Below are 20,628 nucleotides of genomic sequence, written 5' to 3'. Positions count from 1 at the left end.
CTTGCGAAACCCGCACTGGAGACACCATGGCCCATCCCCTGACCGAGGTATCCACCGACGCAGTGCCTGCGCGCGACCGCCTGCACCTGTGGGGCGATGCGGTGTGGCGCCTCATTGGCGGGCTGGAGTCCGACGCGTTTGGTGACGATGCCTTTGCTGGCCACATCACCTCGGGCCAGGCGGGCTATGTGAACCTGTGCCAGCTGGACGTGAGCCGCCACCGCGTGGTGCGCACCCCCAGCCTCATCCGGGGCAGCGACCGGGCCTACATCAAGGTGGTGGCCCAGCTCGAAGGGCGCGCGTGCTTCGAGCAGAACGGTCGCCAGGTATGGTTGTCGCCGGGTGAATGGAGCGTGTACGACACCACACGCGCCTATGCCGTGAGCAACCCCGAGGCCGTGCGCCAGATGGTGCTGATGATCCCCAAGGAACAACTGCCCGAGCGCAAGCTCAAGCTCGATGACCTGATGGTGCAGCGCTTCTCGGGCACCAGCGGCGTGTCGCGGCTGGCCTGGGACACCATGCGCGCCGCGTTTGCCGAGCTGCCCACCATGTCCGACGCCGCCGCCGATGGCGTGGCCGATGTGATCACGCACCTGGTGCAGCTGTCGCTGCTGGAGCGCAATGGCCAGCAGAGCCTGCTGTCGCAACGCGAGGCCCTGCGTGACCGCATTAGCCAGTACATCGACCGCCACCTGGGCGACCCCGACCTCACCATCGACCGCATGGCCCAGGCGCTGAACTGCAGCAAGCGGCACCTGTACAACGCGGTGGCCGATGACGACGAAACCCTGGCCGCCATGATCCAGCGCCGCCGCCTGGAGGCCTGCCTGCGCGACCTGCGCCACCCGGCGCACGCGCAGCGCTCGGTCACCGATATTGCGCTGTCCTGGGGCTTCAGCAACAGCGCACATTTCAGCCGGGCGTTCCGCTCGCATGTGGGGTGCAGCCCCAGCGAATACCGGGCCCGCGCATTGGCGCCGGTGTTGCTGTTGCGTGACGAATCGCGGCTCGCGCACTGAGCGGCACCCCGGCACCTTGCGTGTGGGGCCGTCTGCGCGGTAAAACACGCTCACCCGCTCTACGCATGCGCATGTGAATGCATCGGCATGCAGTGGCGTGAGCTTTGCCTTGCATCAATTCTTTACGCAGGCTTGACCCAGTGGGTACCTTGTGGGCGCAATCGCTGCTCACAATGGGGTTTTCCCTTGCGTAGCCATTGCCCATGCGTTTTCTCCCACTGGCCTCTCCCTGCACACCCACTGCCCGCGCAGCGCGACCTTTGCGTGCTGTGCCGTGGAGGCAAACGGCCTTGTTGTTGTGCGTGCTGGCCACCGCCGGGTGTGCCAGCCTGGCACCCACGGATGGCGCATTGCCCGCAGTGGCCGTTCCCCCGGCCTGGTCTGCGGGGGGCAACGGCACAGCGCAAGGGGCTACGGCTACGTCCCTCGCCCAGTGGTGGCAGCGGTTTGACGATGCAGTGCTCACCACGCTGGTCGAGCAAGCCTTGCGCGCCAACACCAGCGTGCGCACTGCCCAGGCTTCGCTGCAGCAGGCGCGTGCGCAGGTAGATGTGCAATCGGCCGGGCTGTTGCCCAGCGTGGGCGCATCCGCCTCGGCGCAGCGCAGCCGCGCGAGCAACAGCACGGGCAACACCTTCCAGGCCGGCTTTGACGCAAGCTGGGAGCCCGATGTGTTTGGCCGCCTGCGCAGTGGCGTGAACGCCAGCGAGGCCGATGCGCGCGCCGCAGAGGCCAGCCTGGCCGACGTGCAGGTGTCGCTGGCGGCCGAGGTGGCCGTCAACTACATCGAGCTGCGCGGGCTGCAGCAGCGCCTGGCCATTGCGCGCAGCAACCTGGCCAGCCAGCAGGAGACCCTGCAGCTCACGCAGTGGCGCCTGCAGGCGGGGCTGACCACCTCGCTCGTCACCGAGCAGGCCCGCGCAGCGGTCGAGCAGACCGCCGCGCAGATCCCCTCGCTCGAAGCCAGCCTTGCGCAGTCGCGCTACAGCCTGGCCGTGCTGACGGGGCAGGTGCCCGGTGCGCTCGACGCCACCCTGGCCGCCAGCGCGCCGGTACCGCAACCGACCACAGAGCTGGCCCTGGCGATACCGGCTGAGACCTTGCGCCAGCGCCCCGATGTGCGCGCTGCCGAGCAGCGTATTGCCGCCGCCCTGGCGCGTGTGTCGCAGGCCGATGCGGCGCGTTACCCCAGCTTCTCCCTCGGCGGCTCGCTGGGCCTGCGTGCCCTCACGCTGGGCGCGTTGTCGGGGGGCAGTGCCGTGACCAGCGCCTTGCTGGGCAGCGTGTCCATCCCGCTGCTCGACGGAGGCGCCGCCCGCGCGCAGGTGCGTGTGCAGTCGGCCGCGCTGGAGCAAGCCCGCGTGGCCTACGAATCCACCGTGCTCACGGCCCTGCAGGATGTGGAGAACGCGCTGGTGGCCCTGCGCGGCGACCGCGAAAAGCTGGAGCGCCTGACCGCTGCCGCAGACGCAGCCCGCAACGCCGCCTTGCTGGCGCAGCAGCGCTACAGCAGCGGGCTCATTGATTTTCAGGCGGTGCTTGAGACGCAGCGCACGCTGCTTTCGACGCAAGAGAGCGTGGCCACCACCACCGCTGCTGTCGCGGCGGACCATGTGCGCCTCTACAAGGCGCTGGGGGGCGGCTGGCAGCCGGCCCCGTAATCTGGTCGCCCCGTTGCTTGCCCCCATTTTCTGAATCACGTCCCATGCCCCATACCGAACCCTCCGTGACTTCTACCGCCTCCACGACCGCCAAGGCGGCCCCCGCTGACCTGAGCGCCTTGCTGGGCGCTGACCGGCCCCGCCGCTGGTGGCAGCGCACCACCGTGTGGCTGGGAGTGGCGGCGCTTGTCATAGTGGGTGGTGGCTTGTATGCCTGGCAATCGCGCCAGAGCGCCAGCACCGCACCCACCTACGTCACCGAAGAGTTGCGCCGGGGCAACCTCACCCTCACCGTGTCGGCCAACGGCACGCTGCAGCCTACGCGCTCGGTCACCATCGGCAGCGAGTTGTCAGGCACCGTGCGCAATGTGCTGGTGGATGTGAACGACAAGGTCAAGAAGGGGCAGCTGCTGGTAGAGCTGGACACTGCCAAGCTCGAATCGCAAGTGCTGCGCTCGCGTGCCTCGCTGGCATCGGCGCAGGCCCGCCTGGCCCAGGCCGTGGCCACCACCAAGGAGGCTATTGCCAACCTGGGCCGGCTCGAAGAAGTGGCCCGCCTGTCCGGCGGCAAGGTGCCCTCGGCCTCCGAGCTGGACGCAGGCCGCGCCACGCTGGACCGCGCCCGCGCCGACGAAACCAGCGCGCGTGCCACGGAGGAAGACGCCCGTGCGGCGCTGTCCACCGACGAGACCAATCTGTCCAAGGCCTCCATCCGCTCGCCCATCGACGGCGTGGTTCTCACCCGGTCGGTGGAGCCCGGCAACGCGGTGGCCGCATCGCTGCAGGCTGTGACGCTGTTCACCGTGGCCGAAGACCTCACGCGGCTGCGGCTGGATGTGAGCGTGGACGAAGCCGACGTGGGCTCGGTCAAGGTGGGGCAGGACGCGAGCTTCACGGTCAGCGCCTATCCCTCGCGCCGCTACCCGGCCCAGGTCACGCGCGTCTCGTTTGGCTCCACCAAGACGGACAACGTGGTCACCTACATCACCTGGCTGGAGGTGAACAACAGCGACATGAGCCTGCGCCCCGGCATGACGGCGGCGGCCACCATCACCTCCACCGAGCGCAAGGACGTGCTGCTGGTGCCCAACACGGCGCTGCGCTTCACGCCCGCTCAGGCCGCAGGGGCCGATGTGAAGCCCGGAGCGGGTGTTACCAAGCCTGCCGCGTCGGGCAGCGGCAGTGGTGGCGGCATCATGTCGCAGCTCATGCCGCGCATGCCACGCTCGGGCTCGGGTCCACGCAAGCCGGGTGCAGGTGCAGAGGCAGGCGATGGTGCGGGCAAGACGCGCCAGGTGTGGGTGCTGCAAGACGGCGCTGCCAAGCCTGTGACCGTGCAGGTGGGCATCAGTGACGGCCGCCATACCGAGGTCAGCGGCGAGGGCCTGACCCCCGGCATGGCCGTGATCACCGACCAGCGCACGGCAGGGGCCAAGCCATGAGCGTGGCGGGCGACCCTCCCCTCATCCGCCTGCGTGGCGTGACCAAGGTCTATGGCGAAGGGGCGCTGGCTTTTCAGGCGCTCAAGGGCGTGGACCTCGACATTGCACAGGGCGACTTTGTGGCCATCATGGGCCCCAGCGGCTCGGGCAAGTCCACCGCCATGAACACGCTGGGCTGCCTGGACCGGCCCACCACGGGCGAGTATCTGTTCAAAGGCGTACATGTGGAATCGCTCTCGCGCGACGAGCGGGCGCGGCTGCGTCGGCGCTACTTTGGCTTTGTGTTCCAGGGCTTCAACCTGCTGGCGCGCACCTCGGCGCAGGAGAACGTGGAGCTGCCCCTGCTGTACCGGGGCGAGGCCGCTGCAGCACGTCATGCGGCGGCGGCGCGCGCGCTGGATGCGGTGGGCCTCAAGGGCTGGGAGCACCACACGCCTGCTGAGCTGTCGGGCGGGCAGCAGCAGCGCGTGGCCATTGCGCGGGCCATAGTCACCGAGCCCGATGTGCTGCTGGCCGATGAGCCCACCGGTAACCTCGATACGCAGCGCAGCATCGAGATCATGGAGCTGCTGTGGCGCCTGAACGCCGATCACGGCATCACCGTGCTGATGGTCACGCACGAGCCCGACATGGCGCAGTACGCGCGGCGCATCGTGCGGTTTGTCGATGGCGTGGTGGACAGCGATGCGGCCAACCCACACCCCAAGGGGCTGGACGAGGATGCGGTATCGAAGGCATCGAACGCATCGAACGCAGCGGCTGTGGTCAGCAGTTCGGATGCAGGAGGCCACTGATGTTGCTCAACACCCTGCTGCTGGCGTTGCGTTCCATCCGGCGCAACCTGATGCGCTCTTTCCTCACCATCCTGGGCATCGTGATCGGCGTGAGCGCGGTGATCACCATGGTCACGCTGGGCAACGGCGCCACCCTGGCCATCCAGAACCAGATATCGGGCCTGGGCACCAACCTGCTGCAGGTACGCCCCGGCCAGCGCATGGGGCCCGGCGGTGGCACCGGCGCCCCGGCCTTCAAGGACACCGATGCCGACATGATCGCGCAGCAGATCGGCGGCATCCTGGCCGTGGCGCCCGAGGCGCGTGCCGCCGCCACGGCGGTGGTGGGCGGGCGCAACTGGACGACCAGCGTGATCGGCAGCACCAACGCCTGGCTGGAGACCGGCAATTGGACGGTGCGCACTGGCCGCGTCTTTACCGACGCCGAATTGCGCGCGGGTGCCGCCGTCTGCCTGATCGGCGAGACCGTGCGGCGCGAGCTGTTTGGTACCGCCGATGCCGTGGGCGGCCAGCTGCGCGTGAAGGCGTTTTCGTGCGAGGTGGTGGGTGTGCTCGCGTCCAAAGGGCAGGGCGCGTTTGGCAACGACCAGGACGACACCGTGCTGGTGCCCCTGCGCACGCTGCAGCGCCGCGTGACGGGCAACACGCGGGTGAACACGCTGCTGGTGTCGATGAAGGACGGCAGCGACCCCGAGCGGGTGAAGGCCAGCCTCACGCAGTTGCTGCGCGAGCTGCGCAAGCTGTCGGACTCGGACGAAGACAACTTCAACGTGCTCGACACCAAGCAGCTGGCCGACACGCTCTCGGGCACTACCAAGGTGTTGACCACGCTGCTGGGCGCCGTGGCAGCCGTGAGCCTGCTGGTGGGCGGCATCATGAACATCATGCTGGTGAGCGTGACCGAGCGCACGCGCGAGATTGGCCTGCGCCTGGCCATTGGCGCGCTGGAGCGCGAGGTGTTGCTGCAGTTCCTGATTGAGGCCGTGGTGCTGGCCGCGCTGGGTGGGCTCATCGGCATCGTGCTGGCCACGGGCGCGTCCCTGGCGCTATCGGGGCTGATGGGGGTGCCCTACCTGTTCAACCCTGGCGTGAACCTGCTGTCGTTTGTGTTTTCGGCCGGGATCGGTGTGGTGTTTGGCTACTTCCCGGCGCGGCGCGCGGCACGCATGGACCCCATCGATGCGCTACGGCACGAGTGAGCAAGGCCGTGGGCTGGCTGCCGAATGGCGTCTGACCGGGTGCCCTGGAAGAAAAAACAAGCAAAAAAGGCATGAAGCGCTAGTGCATCATGCCTTGATTGCTATTGAAAATATAGCGATGGCCGTCATGCGCCATCGCCTTGGGAGCGGCTGGCTTCAGTGAATGGTCAGCGTGGTGGCCTTGCTCACGGGCTCCAGGCGGACCAGCGTCAGGGTCAACACGCCGTTTTCCAGCTTGGCGGTGCTGGCGCTGGCATCGATCTCGGTGGGCAGCTCCCATGCACGCTGCACCTTGCGCGGTGCGCCTTCCACGCTTTGCACCTGCACCACCTGGCCCTCAATGCTGATCGAGAGCTGCTCGCGCGCCAGGCCGGGCACGTCCAGCTGCAGGGTGGTGGCCTTTTCGTCCTGCGTCACGGTGCAGCCGCCGGCGGGTGCTGCCGCTGCGGATGCAGGCTGCGCCAGAGCGCCCATCAGAAAACGTTGCAGTGCCAGGTCGGCGGAACGGGGGGCTTGGGCATAAGCGGCGCGGCGGATCACGGGGGCGAAGATCATGGGTAACTCCTATACACTGCGCGGCTCTCGACGTGGTCGCCGCATGGCAGAGAGTTGTGTGCGGCCACGCCGCATTTCAAGGGAAAAATGCCATGAATAAATTGCAATCTGTGGGCTTGAAATCAGGCGCTGCGGCATTACGTCACACCGTTTGGGCAGCCGCAGTGGCTCTTGCAGGCGCCGTGGCGTTGGCGCCTGCCGCGCAGGCGCAGGCCCCAGCCCCTGCCGCCGTGGCCCAGGCCAAGCCGGTCAAGCTGGCACTCATCGAAAGCCTCTCGGGCCCGTTCGCCAACACCGGCGAGGCCGTGTACCGCAACATCTACTGGGCCATGGAGCGTGTGAACGCGCGCGGCGGCGTGCAGCTGCCTGCCAGCAGTGGCGGTCCCCGCCCGCTGGTGCTGGAGCGCTACGACAGCAAGGGCCAGAACGAAGAGGCCCTGTCCGCGCTGCGCGCCGCGATCGACGATGGTGCGCAGGTCATCCTGCAGGGCAATTCGTCGTCCACGGCCGCCGTGTTGATCGAGGCCATCAACAAGCACAACGAGCGCGAGCCGAACAAGCGCGTGCTGTTCCTCAACTACTCGGCGGTGGACCCCATCCTCACCAACGAGAAGTGCAGCTTCTGGCACTTCCGCTTTGATGCCCATGCCGACATGCGCATGGCAGCGCTGATGGAGGTGATGCGCGAGGACAAGGCCTTGAAGAGCGTGTACCTCATCGGCCAGGACTACAGCTTTGGCCAGGCCGTGCTGCGCGAGGCGAAGAAGCAGCTGGCCGCCCAGCGCCCCGATGTGGCGGTGGTGGGCGAAGAGCTGCACCCCATCGGCCGCGTGAAGGACTTTGCGCCTTACGCCGTCAAGATCAAGAGCAGCGGCGCGCAGGCCGTGGTCACTGGCAACTGGGGCAACGACCTCACGCTGCTGGTCAAGGCCGCGCGGGACGTGGGCTACGAGGGCAGCTTCTACACCTTCTACGGCAACGCGCTGGGTGCGCCCGCCGCCATTGGCGACGCAGGCATTGGCAAGGTAGTGGCCGTGGCCGACTGGCTGCCCAATGTGCCGGGCGCGCAGAGCGAGGCGTTCTACCAGTCCTTCCGCACACGCTTTCCCAAGCCGCAGGATGACTATGTGCACATGCGCATGCAGCTGATGGTGGAGGCGCTCGCGCAGTCGATCGAGCGTGCGGGCAGCACCGATGTGGTGGCGGTTGCTCGCCAGATGGAGTCGGCCAACGTGCAGCTGGCCGGCCAGGGCGGCACGATGCGCGCGGCCGACCACCAGTTCCAGCAGGCGCTGGCGGTGGGCGTGATGGACAAGAAAGGCGCGCCCGGCGTGAAGTTCGACGTGGAAGGCTCGGGCTACGGCTTCCGCGTGGTGCGGCAGATTGCAGCCACCAAGGCGCAGCAGCCGCACAGTTGCCAGATGCAGCGTTATTGATGCTGCGCTACTGATGCGTGGGGCCGCCCCGGGCTGTCGGGGCGACCGAGGTGATCGCGCTCAGCGCCGGATGCGGTGGCCGGTCTTGAACACCCACCACACCACGGTGAGACACAGGGCCATGAACACCAGCGTCATGCTGGTGCTCACCGCAATGTGCACGTCGGCATGGCCATAGAACGCCCACCGCAGCCCGCTGATGAGATAGACCACCGGGTTGAACAACGAGACGGTCTGCCAGAACGGTGGCAGCATGCTGATGCTGTAAAACGCCCCGCCCAGAAAGGTAAGCGGCGTGATCACCAGCAGCGGGATGACCTGCAGCTTTTGAAAGCTGTCCGCCCACAGGCCAATGAGGAAGCCGAACAGGCAGAACGTGACGGCAGTGAGCACCAAAAAGCCCACCATCCACACGGGGTGCGCCACCTCGTACGGAACAAACACCCGGGCGGTGGACAGGATGAGCACCGACACCAGCAGCGACTTGCTGGCTGCCGCGCCCACGTAGCCCAGCAGCACCTCCACCCAGTTGACCGGCGCGCTCAGCAGTTCGTAGATGGTGCCCGACCATTTGGGCATGTAGATACCGAAGGCCGAGTTGGAGATGCTCTCGGAGAGCAGCGACAGCATGAGCAGGCCGGGGATGATGTAGGCGCCATAGCTCACCCCGCCGATGTCACCCATGCGCGAGCCGATGGCGGAGCCGAAGACGATGAAGTACAGCGCGGTAGTCAGCACGGGTGCAATGAGGCTCTGCATCCAGGTGCGGAAGGCACGGTTCATTTCAAAGCGGTAGATGGCGCGCACGCCATGCAGGTTCACACCGGTCATGCTGGGATCGCTTTCTGGGCCGAAGCGGTGGGGGCCTTGTCCTGGTGCACCAGGCTCACGAAGATGTCTTCGAGCGAGCTTTCACTGGAATGCAGGTCCTTGAAGTCGATGCCGTGCTCGGCCAGGGCGCGCAACAGGGCGGCGATGCCGGTGTCCTCGCGCTGCGTGTCGAAGGTGTAGGTCAGCACGGTGCCACCCTGGCTCAAAGACAGCGGCCAGCGGGCGAGCGCTGCGGGCACCTGCTCCATGGGCTGCTGCAGTGTGATGGCAAGTTCCTTCTTGCCCAGCTTGCGCATCAGCACGGCCTTGTCTTCCACCACGATCAGCTCGCCCTTGCGGATCACGCCGATGCGGTCGGCCATGTCCTCGGCTTCTTCCAGGTAGTGGGTGGTCAGGATGATGGTGGTGCCCGCGTCGCGCAGCGCCCGCACCAGGCGCCACATGTCGTGGCGCAGCTCCACATCCACGCCAGCGCTGGGTTCGTCGAGGAACAGAATCTTGGGCTCATGCGACAGCGCCTTGGCGATCAGCACGCGGCGTTTCATGCCGCCCGACAGCGCGAGGATCTTGTTGTCCTTCTTGTCCCACAGCGACAGGTCCTTGAGGATCTTCTCGATGTACGCGGGGTTGGGGGCCTTGCCAAACAGGCCCCGGCTGAAGTTCACTGTTGCCCACACGGTCTCGAACGAGTCGGTGTGAAGCTCCTGGGGCACCAGGCCAATCGCAGCACGGGCTGCGCGGTAGTCGCGCACCGTGTCATGACCATCTGCCGTGACGGTGCCCGCCGTGGCGTTGTTCATGCCGCAAATCACGCTGATCAGCGTGGTCTTGCCCGCGCCGTTGGGCCCCAGCAGCGCAAAGATCTCGCCGCGCCGGATGTCCAGGTCGATGTTCTTGAGTGCCTGAAAGCCGCCGGCGTAGGTTTTGCTCAGGCCGCGTACGCGGACGATGGCGTCCGTGTCGGGTGCTGGAGAAGGTGATGCAGGCATGGGGAAGGTTCTCTTGGAGGATCAGGGCGCGCCGCCTTGGCCGGGCCGCTGTGCAAGCGGTCGAAGCCGGGCATTGTGGACTGACTTGCGCAAGCGTGCAGGGCAGGGGCTCCGTGCCCGCAGAAACCTCCGGGTTCAGCCGGTAGGTGTTTGGTTAGCAGCGCAGGGGTTCGCCATCAGCGCGCTGCCGCCACCTCGCGGCCCAGCTCGATCACCGCCATGGCGTAGTAGCTGGACCAGTTGTAGCGCGTGATGGCGTAGAAGTTCTCGGTGCCCGCCACGTAGCTGGGGGCATCGTTGCCGTTCTGCAGTTCCACCAGCGCCAGCGGGCCCGTGTGCTGCGCACCCTGGGCATCGAGTACAGCGCCCTTGGCCAACATGCTGGCGGCACTGAAGGTGGGCAGGATGTCGGGGGCGAGCAGGTCGTCCAGCTGCAGGCGCGCGTTGTCGAACTGCACCCCAAAGTGCGTGGGCATGCCGGGCGTCCATCCGTGGCCGCGGAAGTAGTTGGCCACTGAGCCAATGGCATCGGCCGGGCTCTTGAACAGGTCCACGCGGCCGTCGCCATCAAAGTCCACCGCGTAGCGCACCCAGCTGGAGGGCATGAACTGGCCCAGACCCATGGCGCCAGCGTAGCTGCCGCGTGGCTCAAAGGGGTCGGTGTTGCTGCGGTTGGTGAGGCTCAGGAACTGCTCCAGCTCGCGCCGGAAGAACTCGGTGCGTTCCTTGGCGCGCGGGTGGGCAGAGGGGAAGTCGAACGCCAGCGTGGCCAGCGCGTCCATCACGCGGAAGGTGCCCATCTGCTGGCCGTAGATGGTCTCCACACCGATGATGCCCACGATGATCTCGGCCGGCACGCCAAACTCGCGTTCGGCACGCTCCAGCGTGGCCTGGTTCTCTTGCCAGAAACGCACGCCTGCACGGATGCGAATGGGGTCGATGAAGCGGCTGCGGTACACGCGCCAGTTCTTGGCCGTACCCTTGGCCGGCGGCAGCATGAGGCGTGGCACCTGGGGCAGAAAATGCGCCTGCCCAATGGCCTGGCGCACCCATTCGCGGTCCAGGTCGCGGCGCGTGGCCAGGTCGTCGGCAAAGTCCATGGCCTCGGGGCGCGATGCATAGAGCACCGGGGCCTTGGCACTGGCCCGCCCCTGGTGGGCCTGCCCGGCTTTGGCATGCGCTTTCTGTGCTGCTGGTTTGGGTTGATTTTCGGGCTTTGCGCTAGCGGGTAATGCCCAGGCAGCTATCAAAAATATAGCTGCTGCGGTCCATGGTGCTGTCTTCTTCATGTCAATGGTTCGTCATGTTATGGCTCCCTCGAGCGTCCGATACCGGCGCGCTCCAAGACCAGGGATGCCAAGCAAGGGCCGCCCCGCAGCGAGGGCATCGTCCCCCTGGGGGGAAGCGGCAACGCCGCTCAGGGGGGTCAACTTCTCGGCCAGGCAATGCTGCGGAACTCCCGCCGCAAATCGCCCAGCGCGGCCTCCGGGTGGGGGGCGTAGCGCACGCGCTCCAGCCGCAGCAGCCAGTCGGCCACCGCCGCAGCGGGTGCGCCGAATTGTGCCTGCACCCGCTCGGCCATGGCCCTGGGCGGCAGGGTGTCGGGCACCACCAGCCCGGCGCGGGCCAGGCGCTGGCGGGCGCGTGCCAGCAGGCGCAGCCACGGGTCGTGCTGGCTGCGCTCCCACAGGCTCCAGCCCATGCCCCCAAGGGCCGCCACGATGATCAGGATGCCCAGCACCATGGTCAGGTCCTGCCAGCTGGGCGACTCAAAGCCCAGCGACTTGAGCAGGTCCAGCTGGCGGCTTTGGGTGTAGTTGAGCACCCACTGGTTCCAGCTGTTGTTGACGGCCTCCCACACGGCGCGCAGGTTCTGCGCCAGGCCCGGGCTGATGACCGTGCCCATGGCTGTGGCAAAGGCTCCTTGGGGGGCGCGCAGCCGCTGGAAGGCTCCGATCCGGCCAGGCGAGACTGCGCCCGTTGGGTCCACGCGTACCCAGCCGCGGCTTTCCATCCACACCTCGGCCCATGCGTGGGCATCTGCGTTACGCACTGTCCAGTAGCCGTCCACCGGATTGCGCTCGCCGCCCTGGTATCCGGTGACAATGCGCGCGGGCACGTCCAGCGCACGCATCAGCACTACAAAGGCTGATGAAATGTGTTCGCAGAACCCTTCCTTGCGGTCAAACCAGAATTCGTCGGCCGTGTGTTCGCCAAATACTCCCGGGTCCAGCGAATAGCTATAGCCGCCCGTACGCAGGCGCTGCAGCACGGCATCGACCAGCTGCTGGGTGTCGGCGTTGGTGAGTGTTGGGTCTGCGCGCATCTGTGTGGCCAGTTCAAGCGTGCGCGGGTTGAAGCCTGGGGGTAGCTCGGTGTGCACGCGCAGCTGCCGGCTCGATGTTGTGGGGCCGTGGCGGAAGCTGGGGTAGCTCACTGCTTGGTAGCGCAGTACCTCGGTGATTGGGCGCGCGGTCATCCACTGCAAATCTTGCGTCATGTAGGCCTGCATGTTGGGCAAGGTAGGAGCCTCGGGCGTGGCCTCGAGTACCATCAGCCAGGGCTGGCGTTGGGGCTCCAGCGTGACTTCGTAACGCACGGCCGGGCCGCTGACCTTAAGGTTTGCAGGCACAGCTACGCGAGCGGCCCAAGGGCTGTCTTCGCGGAATGGCTCGGCTTGCCACTGGCGGCCATCAAAGCCCGTCATCACCGGCCCGCGGAAGTACAGCGCCGACTGCGGCGGTATGCTGCGCTCGTCGCCTTCAAACCGGAGGCGGATCGCCACGCGGTCATCCAGTGCAATCTCAGCCATATCGCCGATCTTCATGGTGCCCGACAGTCCACTTCGGCCGGTGAGGTTGTCGGCCGGCATGCCCCACAGCGGCGCCATGCGCGGGAACAGCATGAACAGCGCCGCCATGATGGGCGCGCCCAGCAGCGCCATGGTGCCTGCGGTGCGCAGTGCCTGCGACAGCGGTGGCCGCCCCACAGGCATGTGGGCGTTGACCAGGGCCGTGAGCAGCCCCAGCAGCGCCACCAGCATGGCAGCAGCCGTGAACAGCGACTGCGAGAAGAAGAAGTTGCTGAGCATCGTGAAGAAGCCCAGGAAGAAGACCACCAGCGCGTCGCGCCGCGCGCGCAGTTCCAGCATCTTGAGCGCCAGCAGCATCACGATCAGCGTCACCCCGGCATCACGGCCCAGGATGGTGCGGTGGGTGTACAGCGTGCCCGCCACCGCGATCACCAGCGGAACGGCCAGCACCCAGCGCGTCGGCAGCGGGCGGCCCTTGAAGGCCAGCCAGCCGCGCCACAGCATCAGTCCGGCCGCCAGCAGGCTCGCCCATACAGGCAACACGTTGACCTGCGGGGCGATGACCCACGCAATCACGACGAGCAGAAACAGCGTGTCGCGCGCGTCGCGCGGCAGTGCGTGGAGCGTCTGGCGCAGGCTCATGGCTGCGCGGCGGGGTGGAGGGCGATGGATTTCATTTTGCTATGTATTTGATAGCTTCTGAGGCAATATGAACATGCGCTTGGGGCCAATATGGACTGAAATAAGCGGCAGCGGGTCAACACAGGGCCAAGGCCTCCAGGCAGCGCCTACGGTGGGCTGCCCCGGTGTCGGGTGCGATCTCGGTGCCAGGCAGGCGCAGGCCATAGTCCAGGCCCAGGCGGTCGGCCTGCAGCACCCAGGCCGTCAGTCGCGACACGCGTGCCTCGTGGTTGGGCAGGGCGGCGTGGGCCAGGTCCAGCCACAGCTCATGCCGCTGCGCCTGTTGCGCGTCACGGCTCACCAGGTCGTCGGTGCCGGTGGCCAGCGACTTGGCGGCCTTCTTCCAGACCACCAGTTTGAGTGGGTCGCCCCGCCGGTAGGCCCGCACCCCGTCGAATTCGCCAATGCCCTGCGACGGCGCATTGCCCGTGCCCCCGGCGCGGGGCTCGCCCGGCGGCAAGGGCTGTGGCGGCACCTCGGGCGCAGGGTACACCAGCACCTCGGCAGCGGGGCGCCAGTAGGTCCATACGCGGAAGGTGCCCAGCGGAAACCGCGTCTCGGCCGTCAGGGTGGGCACGCGGTGCAGCCCCCGGCGCCCGGGCTGGAAGGCGACCTGCACGCTGGCCTGGCCCTGGGCGGGCACATCGGTCCATGCCCAGTGGTGTTCGGCCTTGCCGGTGCCGTGCACCGCCAGGGCAATGCCATAGCGGGGCGACTTGCGATCGCTGGAGAGCTGAATCTCGAACGCCGTGCTCGTGCCCAGAAAATGCGGCTCGGGCGCCTTCAGGTGCAGCGTCAGCCCGCGCAGGTTGGCATGGCAGAGGTGCATGCCCACCACCGCGCTGCCGGCCAGCAAAAAGGTCAGCAGGTAGCCCAGGTTGAGCTGGTAGTTGATGGAAGCCACCAGCAGCACCACGAGCGTGAGCGCCAGCATCCAGCCCGAGCTGGTGGGCAGGATGTAGACATTGCGCTGGGTGAGCTGCAGCGTGTCGGACAGCGGCAGGCGTGCCTGCCACCAGCGCTGAAAGCGCCTGCGAAGGCGTGCCACGGGGCTGAGCCGCGCAGCCAGGCCGCGCCAGCCCGTGGGCGTGGTGAGGGAAGGGTGGACGGCGGATTCCATCGATCAGGGCAGCGGCACGGCATCGACCATGGCGCGCACCTGCTCGACCGCGCCGCGCCCGGCGTCGCCCACGGGCACCAGGCGGTGGGCGATGGTTTGCGGCAGCACGGCCTGCACATCGTCCGGTGCCACGTAGTCGCGCCCGCTGATGAGCGCCTGGGCTTTGGCGGCACGCAGCAGGGCAATGCCCGCGCGGGGCGACAGGCCCTGCAAGAACCAGCGGCCCGAGCGGGTGGCGGCGATCAGGTCCTGCACATAGTTGAGCAGCGGATCGGCGGTGTGCACGGCCTGCACCTGGCACTGCAGCTCGGTCAGCTCCTCGGCCGACAGCAAAGGCAGCAGGCTGCTCACCATGTCGCGGCGGTCGTCGCCCGACAGCAGCAGGCGCTCGGCGGCGCGGTCGGGGTAGCCGATGGAGATGCGCATCAAGAAGCGGTCAAGTTGCGACTCGGGCAGTGCAAAGGTGCCCAATTGGTCGTGCGGGTTCTGGGTGGCGATCACGAAGAACGGGTGGGGCAGTGCGCGGGTTTCGCCCTCGACCGAGACCTGCTTTTCTTCCATGGCTTCGAGCAGGGCGCTCTGCGTTTTGGGGCTGGCGCGGTTGATCTCGTCGGCCAGCAGCACCTGGGCAAACACCGGGCCGGGGTGGAACACAAAGGCTTCCTTGCCGCGTTCGTACACCGACACGCCGGTCAGGTCGCTGGGCATCAGGTCGGCAGTGAACTGGACGCGCGAAAACTGCAGCCCAAAAGTGTGGGACAGCGCGTGCGCCAGCGTCGTCTTGCCCACGCCCGGCACGTCTTCGATGAGCAGGTGCCCCCCTGCCAGCAGGCAGGCCACGCAGTCCTGAACCTGGGCCTTTTTGCCCACGATCACCGTGTTAAGCTGATCCAGGAGCGATTTGATCTTGTGCTGTGCATTCATGGCACGACGTTATCCGAAAAACGGCAAAAAATGCGAGACGCGGGGACAAGACTGTGAGCAAGACGGGCTATTTCACCCACCGGGATTGTTGGAAGCACGAGATGGGCCCGGGCCACCCCGAATGCCCCGAGCGGCTGGATGCGATTGAAGACCGTTTGCTGGTCACCGGCGTGGGGGATGCGCTGGAGCGCTACGAGGCGCCCGAAGCCTCACTGGCCGACATCGAACTGGCCCATGGCCGCATGCACATTGCGGCGCTGCGCGGCCTGTCCGACCGGCTCAACGAAGAGCTGATGGCCGGCGGCCCGAGCTACGCGCAGATCGACACCGACACCTCCATCAACGCCCACACCTGGAAGGCGTCCCTGCGTGCCGCAGGTGCCGCGCTGGCTGCCACCGATGCGGTCATGGCGGGCGAGGTCGAAAACGCGTTCTGCTCTGTACGCCCCCCAGGGCACCATGCCTGCCGCGACAAGGCCATGGGTTTCTGCTTTTTCAACAACGTGGCGGTGGCCGTCAAATACGCCTTGCAGCGCTACAACCTGCAGCGCGTGGCGGTGGTGGACTTTGACGTGCACCATGGCAACGGCACCGAAGACATCCTGGCCAACGACCCGCGCGCGCTGATGGTCAGCATCTTCCAGCACCCGTTCTACCCCTACAGCGGCGACCACGACCCGGCCCCCAACATGGTCAACGTGCCGGTGCCTGCGTACACGCGCGGCATGGACATCCGCGAGATCATCGAGATGATGTGGATGCCCCGGCTGGAGGCCTTCAAGCCCGAGATGATTTTTGTGAGTGCCGGTTTTGACGGCCACCGCGAGGACGACATGGGCCAGCTGGGCCTGACCGAGCAGGACTACACCTGGATCACCCAGCGCGTGAAGGATGTGGCCCGGCGCTACTCGAAAGGGCGCATCGTGTCTTGCCTGGAAGGTGGCTACGTGATGGGGCCGCTGGCGCGCAGCGTGGAGGCGCATCTGCGAGTCCTTGCGGATCTGTAAGCCCCCTGACCGGGGTGTCTCCGGCGCTCTGACCGGCCGCCTGCCTGGTGGCGATGGCCTGGAGACGCGCCAGTCTCGGCGGTGCCGGTCGTGCAAAACACTGGAGAAGAATGATGACGAATTCCCATGAGCTGCTGCAAATTGCCCGCGACACACGCGGCGTGGTCACCCTGACCCTGAACGACCCTACCCGCTTCAATGCGCTGGGCAGCGAGATGCTCACGGCGCTGCAGCAGGCGCTGGACGACGCGGGCCGCGACGAATCGGTGCGTGTGGTGGTGCTGGCGGCAGCCGGCAAGGCGTTTTGCGCGGGCCACAACCTCAAGGACATGGCGGCCCACCCAGAGCTGGCGTACTACCAGAAGCTGTTTGCGCAGTGCAGCCGGATGATGCTGACGATCCACAAGCTCAGCGTGCCCGTCATCGCACGGGTGCAGGGCATGGCGACGGCTGCGGGGTGCCAGCTGGTGGCGCAGTGTGATCTGGCCGTGGCGGCCAACACGGCCAGCTTTGCCACAAGCGGCATTCATTACGGCCTGTTCTGTGCCACGCCCAGCGTGCCGTTGGTGCGCAACGTGCCCGCCAAGCGGGCGATGGAAATGCTGCTCACCGGTGATTTCATCGATGCGCCCACCGCGCTGGCGCAAGGGCTGGTAAACCGCGTGGTGCCCGCCGATGCGCTGGATGCCGAGGTCGAGCAACTGGTGCAATCTATCCTGCAGAAGCCGCGCGTGGCCGTGGCCATGGGCAAGGCGCTGGTGTACCAGCAGCGCGAGCTGGGCATCGATGCCGCCTACCAGCTGGCCGGCCAGACCATGGCCACCAACATGATGGACGAGGCCGCCCAGGAGGGCGCCCGTGCGTTTGCCGAGAAGCGCCAGCCCGCCTGGAAGCGTTGAGGCACGGCACGATGGACAAGCCGATGCTCGACGACGTGGGCCTGTGGGTGCAGGCCTTTCTCAGCCCCACGGTGCTGGTGGAGCTGGCTGTCCTGGCCGTTTGTGTGGGCCTGGCCTGGGGGCTGGTGGCGCTGCTGCAGCGCGGCCTGCGCCAAGGCGATCCGCGCTCCATCCTGTTTGGGGTGCGGATTGTGGACGGCGCGCTGTTCCCGCTGGTGCTGCTGAGTCTGGCCTACATCGCGCGCACCTTGCTGCACCACTGGGTGGCGCTGGCGGCTTTCAAGATTGCGATCCCCGTGCTGGTAGCGCTGGTGGTCATTCGCATCGGCGTGAAGGTGCTGCAGGTGGCCTACCCGGACGCTGCCTGGGTGCGGCCCATCGAGCGCTCCATCTCCTGGATGGCGTGGCTGGGCATGGTGCTGTGGGTCACCGGGCTGTTGCCGCTGGTGCTGGACGAGCTGGACCAGATCCACTGGAAGGTGGGCGGGGCGACGCTGTCGGTGCGCACCATCATCGAAGGGGCGGTCACCGCTGCAGCGGTGCTGCTGATCGCCTTGTGGATCTCGGCGGCCATCGAGTCGCGCCTGCTGCGCTCGGCCACGGGCGCCGAGCTGTCGCTGCGCAAGGCCGTGAGCAATGCGGTGCGGGCGCTGCTGGTGTTTGTGGGCTTGCTGGTGGCCTTGTCGTCGGTCGGCATCGACCTGACTGCGTTGTCGGTGCTGGGTGGTGCGGTCGGCGTGGGCATTGGCTTTGGCCTGCAGAAGCTGGCGGCCAACTATGTCAGCGGTTTTGTGATCCTGGCTGAGCGCAGCATGCGCATTGGTGACAACGTCAAGCTCGACAACTTCGAGGGGCGCATCACGCAGATCAACGCTCGCTACACGGTCATCCGCTCATCGTCCGGCCGCGAGTCTATCGTGCCCAACGAAATGCTCATTACCCAGCGGGTAGAGAACCTGTCGCTCAGCGACCCTAAGGTATGGATGTCCACCGTGGTCAGCGTTGCCTATGAGAGCGATGTGGACCAGGTGGCCCAGTTGCTCACGAATGCCGCCCTGGTCAGCCCGCGCGTGTTGCGCGACCCGGCCCCCAGCGCCGCGCTGTCGGCCTTCGGTGCCGATGGGCTGGAGTTCACCGTGGGGTTCTGGATTGCGGACCCTGAAAACGGGTCGTTGGGACTGCGTTCGGACATCAACCGGGCCATCCTGAGTGCGCTGCGGGCCCACCAGATCGAAATCCCTTACCCGCAACGGGTGATGCATGTCCAAGTCGATGGCGCAGTCCCGGCTGTGATGTCGCCGGGCGGGACTCCCGCGCCAGCACCCCCTTCGGCGGGCTGAGCCGGGGGCTCGCCGATGTCCTGGTGGGTGCCCGGTAGCGCAGGCGACAGCCCACTCTAGACATTGGCCTTGTGCACTCGCCTATAATTCACAAAAAGCACGATCGTTCTTTTTTGTGATTGTGCAGTCTGTGTGGTGGCTCCGTAGCGCTTTCGCTGCAGTGCGACATAGAATGTTCTAGTTTACGTAAACGTCAATTCAACCAACTCTCTAGGAGCCGCAGCAATGAAGGTCTTGGTCCCTGTCAAGCGCGTGGTGGACTACAACGTGAAGGTCCGCGTGAAGTCGGACAACACGGGTGTGGACATCGCCAACGTGAAGATGAGCATGAACCCCTTTGACGAAATCGCCGTTGAAGAGGCCGTGCGCCTGAAAGAAAAAGGCCTGGTGACCGAAGTCATCGCAGTCTCCTGCGGCGTGGCCCAGTGCCAGGAAACCCTGCGCACCGCCATGGCGATTGGCGCCGACCGCGCCATCCTGGTCGAGACCGACGTGGAACTGCAGCCCCTGGCCGTGGCCAAGCTCCTCAAAGCCCTGGTCGACAAAGAGCAACCCTCGCTCATCATCCTGGGCAAACAAGCCATCGACGACGACGCCAACCAGACCGGCCAGATGCTGGCAGCCCTGGCCGACCTGCCCCAGGCCACCTTCGCCAGCAAGGTCGAACTCGCTGCCGACAAAGTCAGCGTGACCCGCGAAGTCGACGGCGGCCTGGAAACCCTGCAGCTTTCCCTGCCCGCCGTCATCACCACCGACCTGCGCCTGAACGAGCCCCGCTACGTCACCTTGCCCAACATCATGAAGGCCAAGAAAAAACAGCTCGATACCGTCAAGCCCGAAGACCTCGGCGTGGACGTGGCGCCCCGCCTGAAGACCCTGAAGGTGACCGAACCCGCCAAGCGCGGTGCTGGCATCAAGGTGGCCGACGTGGCCGCCCTGGTCGAAAAACTCAAGAACGAAGCGAAGGTGATCTAAATGTCGGTACTCGTTATTGCTGAACACGACAACGCGTCCATCAAGGGCGCCACGCTGAACACCGTCACGGCCGCCGTCGCCTGCGGCGGCGACGTGCACGTGCTGGTGGCTGGCCACAATGCCGGTGCAGCCGCACAAGCCGCCGCCAGCATCGCCGGTGTCGCCCAGGTCATCCACGCAGACGCAGCAGGCCTGGAACACGGCCTGGCAGAGAACGTGGCCGCCCAAGTGCTCGCCATCGCCTCCAACTACAGCCACATCCTGTTCCCCGCCACTGCCAGCGGCAAGAACGTGGCCCCCCGCGTGGCCGCCAAGCTGGATGTCGCCCAGATCAGCGACATCACCAAGGTCGTCTCTCCTGACACCTTCGAGCGCCCCATCTACGCTGGCAACGCCATCGCCACCGTGCAAAGCAGCGACAGCGTCAAGATCATCACCGTGCGCACCACCGGCTTTGACGCCGCAGCCGCCACCGGTGGCAGCGCACCAGTCGAAACCGCCGCTGCAACGGCCGACGCCGGCAAGAGCAGCTTTGTGGGCAGCGAAATCGCCAAGAGCGACCGCCCCGAGCTGACCGCTGCCAAGATCATCGTCTCCGGTGGCCGGGCGCTGGGCAGCAAGGAAAAGTTCGACGAAGTCATGACCCCGCTGGCCGACAAGCTGGGCGCCGCTCTGGGTGCCAGCCGCGCTGCGGTGGACGCAGGCTACGCGCCCAACGACTGGCAAGTGGGCCAGACGGGCAAGATCGTGGCGCCGCAGCTGTACATCGCGGCCGGTATCTCGGGTGCCATCCAGCACTTGGCGGGCATGAAGGATTCGAAGGTGATCGTGGCGATCAACAAGGATCCTGAGGCACCGATCTTCAGCGTGGCTGACTATGGGCTGGAAGCGGATCTGTTCACGGCGGTGCCGGAACTGGTCAAGGCCCTGTAAGAACGCCC

General features: G+C 66.6%; 18 protein-coding genes. 11 read left to right on the top strand and 7 right to left on the bottom strand.

The annotated features are described in order from the left end of the window. Positions 1–26 precede the first annotated feature (26 nt). From ACOYR4_RS16700 to ACOYR4_RS16680, 5 genes are all read left to right on the top strand, one after another. Positions 27–1,022 (top strand): helix-turn-helix domain-containing protein, encoded by a 996-nt coding sequence (locus ACOYR4_RS16700; protein ID WP_422847370.1) that lies wholly within the window; start codon positions 27–29, stop codon positions 1,020–1,022. A 350-nt stretch (positions 1,023–1,372) separates the two neighbouring features. Then, the gene (locus tag ACOYR4_RS16695) at positions 1,373–2,683 is read left to right on the top strand and encodes an efflux transporter outer membrane subunit (RefSeq protein WP_422849679.1); all 1,311 of its coding nucleotides are present in this window, start codon (positions 1,373–1,375) and stop codon (positions 2,681–2,683) included. A gap of 44 nt (positions 2,684–2,727) precedes the next feature. Next, on the top strand, positions 2,728–4,125 hold the full coding sequence (locus ACOYR4_RS16690; RefSeq protein WP_422847369.1) for an efflux RND transporter periplasmic adaptor subunit: 1,398 nt from the start codon (positions 2,728–2,730) through the stop codon (positions 4,123–4,125). Continuing rightward, on the top strand, positions 4,122–4,919 hold the full coding sequence (locus tag ACOYR4_RS16685; RefSeq protein WP_422847368.1) for an ABC transporter ATP-binding protein: 798 nt from the start codon (positions 4,122–4,124) through the stop codon (positions 4,917–4,919). The genes ACOYR4_RS16690 and ACOYR4_RS16685 overlap by 4 nt, the downstream gene beginning before the upstream one ends. After that, a complete protein-coding gene (locus ACOYR4_RS16680) occupies positions 4,919–6,118 on the top strand; it encodes an ABC transporter permease (protein WP_422847367.1) in 1,200 nt (399 codons plus the stop codon). Before ACOYR4_RS16685 ends, ACOYR4_RS16680 begins: the two co-directional genes overlap by 1 nt. 156 nt (positions 6,119–6,274) lie before the next feature. Here the strand turns inward: ACOYR4_RS16680 and ACOYR4_RS16675 are convergent, their stop codons facing one another. Further along, on the bottom strand, positions 6,275–6,673 hold the full coding sequence (locus tag ACOYR4_RS16675) for an Hsp20/alpha crystallin family protein (RefSeq protein WP_121942370.1): 399 nt from the start codon (positions 6,671–6,673) through the stop codon (positions 6,275–6,277). 92 nt (positions 6,674–6,765) lie between these two features. On the opposite strand from ACOYR4_RS16675, the gene ACOYR4_RS16670 reads away from it, so the two are divergent. Continuing rightward, a complete protein-coding gene (locus ACOYR4_RS16670) occupies positions 6,766–8,109 on the top strand; it encodes a branched-chain amino acid ABC transporter substrate-binding protein (protein ID WP_422847366.1) in 1,344 nt (447 codons plus the stop codon). A gap of 60 nt (positions 8,110–8,169) precedes the next feature. Here the strand turns inward: ACOYR4_RS16670 and ACOYR4_RS16665 are convergent, their stop codons facing one another. From ACOYR4_RS16665 to ACOYR4_RS16640, 6 genes are all read right to left on the bottom strand, one after another. Further along, positions 8,170–8,931 carry an ABC transporter permease gene (locus tag ACOYR4_RS16665; RefSeq protein WP_056640850.1) on the bottom strand — a complete coding sequence of 254 codons (762 nt, stop codon included), beginning with the start codon at positions 8,929–8,931 and terminating at the stop codon, positions 8,170–8,172. Positions 8,932–8,936: 5 nt separating this feature from the next. Beyond that, positions 8,937–9,929, bottom strand: coding sequence for an ABC transporter ATP-binding protein (locus tag ACOYR4_RS16660; RefSeq protein WP_422847365.1), 993 nt, complete (start codon positions 9,927–9,929; stop codon positions 8,937–8,939). A 176-nt stretch (positions 9,930–10,105) separates the two neighbouring features. Beyond that, positions 10,106–11,218, bottom strand: a complete 1,113-nt coding sequence (mltB, locus tag ACOYR4_RS16655) for a lytic murein transglycosylase B (protein ID WP_422847364.1) — start codon at positions 11,216–11,218, stop codon at positions 10,106–10,108. A gap of 137 nt (positions 11,219–11,355) precedes the next feature. Then, on the bottom strand, positions 11,356–13,383 hold the full coding sequence (locus tag ACOYR4_RS16650) for a transglutaminaseTgpA domain-containing protein (protein WP_422847363.1): 2,028 nt from the start codon (positions 13,381–13,383) through the stop codon (positions 11,356–11,358). Positions 13,384–13,498: 115 nt separating this feature from the next. Then, positions 13,499–14,542, bottom strand: coding sequence for a DUF58 domain-containing protein (locus ACOYR4_RS16645; protein ID WP_422847362.1), 1,044 nt, complete (start codon positions 14,540–14,542; stop codon positions 13,499–13,501). Between the two features lie 3 nt (positions 14,543–14,545). After that, positions 14,546–15,466, bottom strand: coding sequence for an AAA family ATPase (locus ACOYR4_RS16640; RefSeq protein WP_422847361.1), 921 nt, complete (start codon positions 15,464–15,466; stop codon positions 14,546–14,548). A gap of 53 nt (positions 15,467–15,519) precedes the next feature. Between ACOYR4_RS16640 and ACOYR4_RS16635 the strand changes: the two genes are divergently transcribed. The 5 genes from ACOYR4_RS16635 to ACOYR4_RS16615 all read left to right on the top strand — a co-directional run bounded on the left by ACOYR4_RS16635 (position 15,520) and on the right by ACOYR4_RS16615 (position 20,620). Next, positions 15,520–16,473: a histone deacetylase family protein gene (locus ACOYR4_RS16635; protein ID WP_015015122.1), complete on the top strand. Its 954-nt coding sequence runs from the start codon at positions 15,520–15,522 to the stop codon at positions 16,471–16,473. A gap of 113 nt (positions 16,474–16,586) precedes the next feature. Beyond that, positions 16,587–17,372, top strand: coding sequence for an enoyl-CoA hydratase (locus tag ACOYR4_RS16630; RefSeq protein ID WP_343736166.1), 786 nt, complete (start codon positions 16,587–16,589; stop codon positions 17,370–17,372). 11 nt (positions 17,373–17,383) lie between these two features. Beyond that, positions 17,384–18,712, top strand: coding sequence for a mechanosensitive ion channel family protein (locus tag ACOYR4_RS16625; RefSeq protein WP_422847360.1), 1,329 nt, complete (start codon positions 17,384–17,386; stop codon positions 18,710–18,712). 225 nt (positions 18,713–18,937) lie between these two features. Continuing rightward, positions 18,938–19,687 (top strand): electron transfer flavoprotein subunit beta/FixA family protein, encoded by a 750-nt coding sequence (locus tag ACOYR4_RS16620; RefSeq protein WP_295941090.1) that lies wholly within the window; start codon positions 18,938–18,940, stop codon positions 19,685–19,687. Further along, positions 19,688–20,620 (top strand): electron transfer flavoprotein subunit alpha/FixB family protein, encoded by a 933-nt coding sequence (locus tag ACOYR4_RS16615; protein WP_422847359.1) that lies wholly within the window; start codon positions 19,688–19,690, stop codon positions 20,618–20,620. Positions 20,621–20,628: the final 8 nt, after the last annotated feature.

The organism is Acidovorax sp. M14 (assembly GCF_049331375.1).
In the GTDB taxonomy this organism is placed as follows: domain Bacteria; phylum Pseudomonadota; class Gammaproteobacteria; order Burkholderiales; family Burkholderiaceae_C; genus Acidovorax.
Note: the sequence above shows the minus strand (reverse complement) of the source record. Positions and strands in the feature narration are given on the sequence as shown.

Bases quoted from the DNA above. Each gene is read 5' to 3' on its own strand.
- ACOYR4_RS16700 (WP_422847370.1), top strand. From the start codon at position 27: ATGGCCCATCCCCTGACCGAGGTATCCACCGACGCAGTGCCTGCGCGC.
- ACOYR4_RS16690 (WP_422847369.1), top strand. From the start codon at position 2,728: ATGCCCCATACCGAACCCTCCGTGACTTCTACCGCCTCCACGACCGCC.
- ACOYR4_RS16685 (WP_422847368.1), top strand. From the start codon at position 4,122: ATGAGCGTGGCGGGCGACCCTCCCCTCATCCGCCTGCGTGGCGTGACC.
- ACOYR4_RS16680 (WP_422847367.1), top strand. From the start codon at position 4,919: ATGTTGCTCAACACCCTGCTGCTGGCGTTGCGTTCCATCCGGCGCAAC.
- ACOYR4_RS16675 (WP_121942370.1), bottom strand. From the start codon at position 6,673: ATGATCTTCGCCCCCGTGATCCGCCGCGCCGCTTATGCCCAAGCCCCC.
- ACOYR4_RS16670 (WP_422847366.1), top strand. From the start codon at position 6,766: ATGAATAAATTGCAATCTGTGGGCTTGAAATCAGGCGCTGCGGCATTA.
- ACOYR4_RS16660 (WP_422847365.1), bottom strand. From the start codon at position 9,929: ATGCCTGCATCACCTTCTCCAGCACCCGACACGGACGCCATCGTCCGC.
- mltB (WP_422847364.1), bottom strand. From the start codon at position 11,218: ATGAAGAAGACAGCACCATGGACCGCAGCAGCTATATTTTTGATAGCT.
- ACOYR4_RS16650 (WP_422847363.1), bottom strand. From the start codon at position 13,383: ATGAGCCTGCGCCAGACGCTCCACGCACTGCCGCGCGACGCGCGCGAC.
- ACOYR4_RS16645 (WP_422847362.1), bottom strand. From the start codon at position 14,542: ATGGAATCCGCCGTCCACCCTTCCCTCACCACGCCCACGGGCTGGCGC.
- ACOYR4_RS16640 (WP_422847361.1), bottom strand. From the start codon at position 15,466: ATGAATGCACAGCACAAGATCAAATCGCTCCTGGATCAGCTTAACACG.
- ACOYR4_RS16630 (WP_343736166.1), top strand. From the start codon at position 16,587: ATGACGAATTCCCATGAGCTGCTGCAAATTGCCCGCGACACACGCGGC.
- ACOYR4_RS16625 (WP_422847360.1), top strand. From the start codon at position 17,384: ATGGACAAGCCGATGCTCGACGACGTGGGCCTGTGGGTGCAGGCCTTT.
- ACOYR4_RS16620 (WP_295941090.1), top strand. From the start codon at position 18,938: ATGAAGGTCTTGGTCCCTGTCAAGCGCGTGGTGGACTACAACGTGAAG.
- ACOYR4_RS16615 (WP_422847359.1), top strand. From the start codon at position 19,688: ATGTCGGTACTCGTTATTGCTGAACACGACAACGCGTCCATCAAGGGC.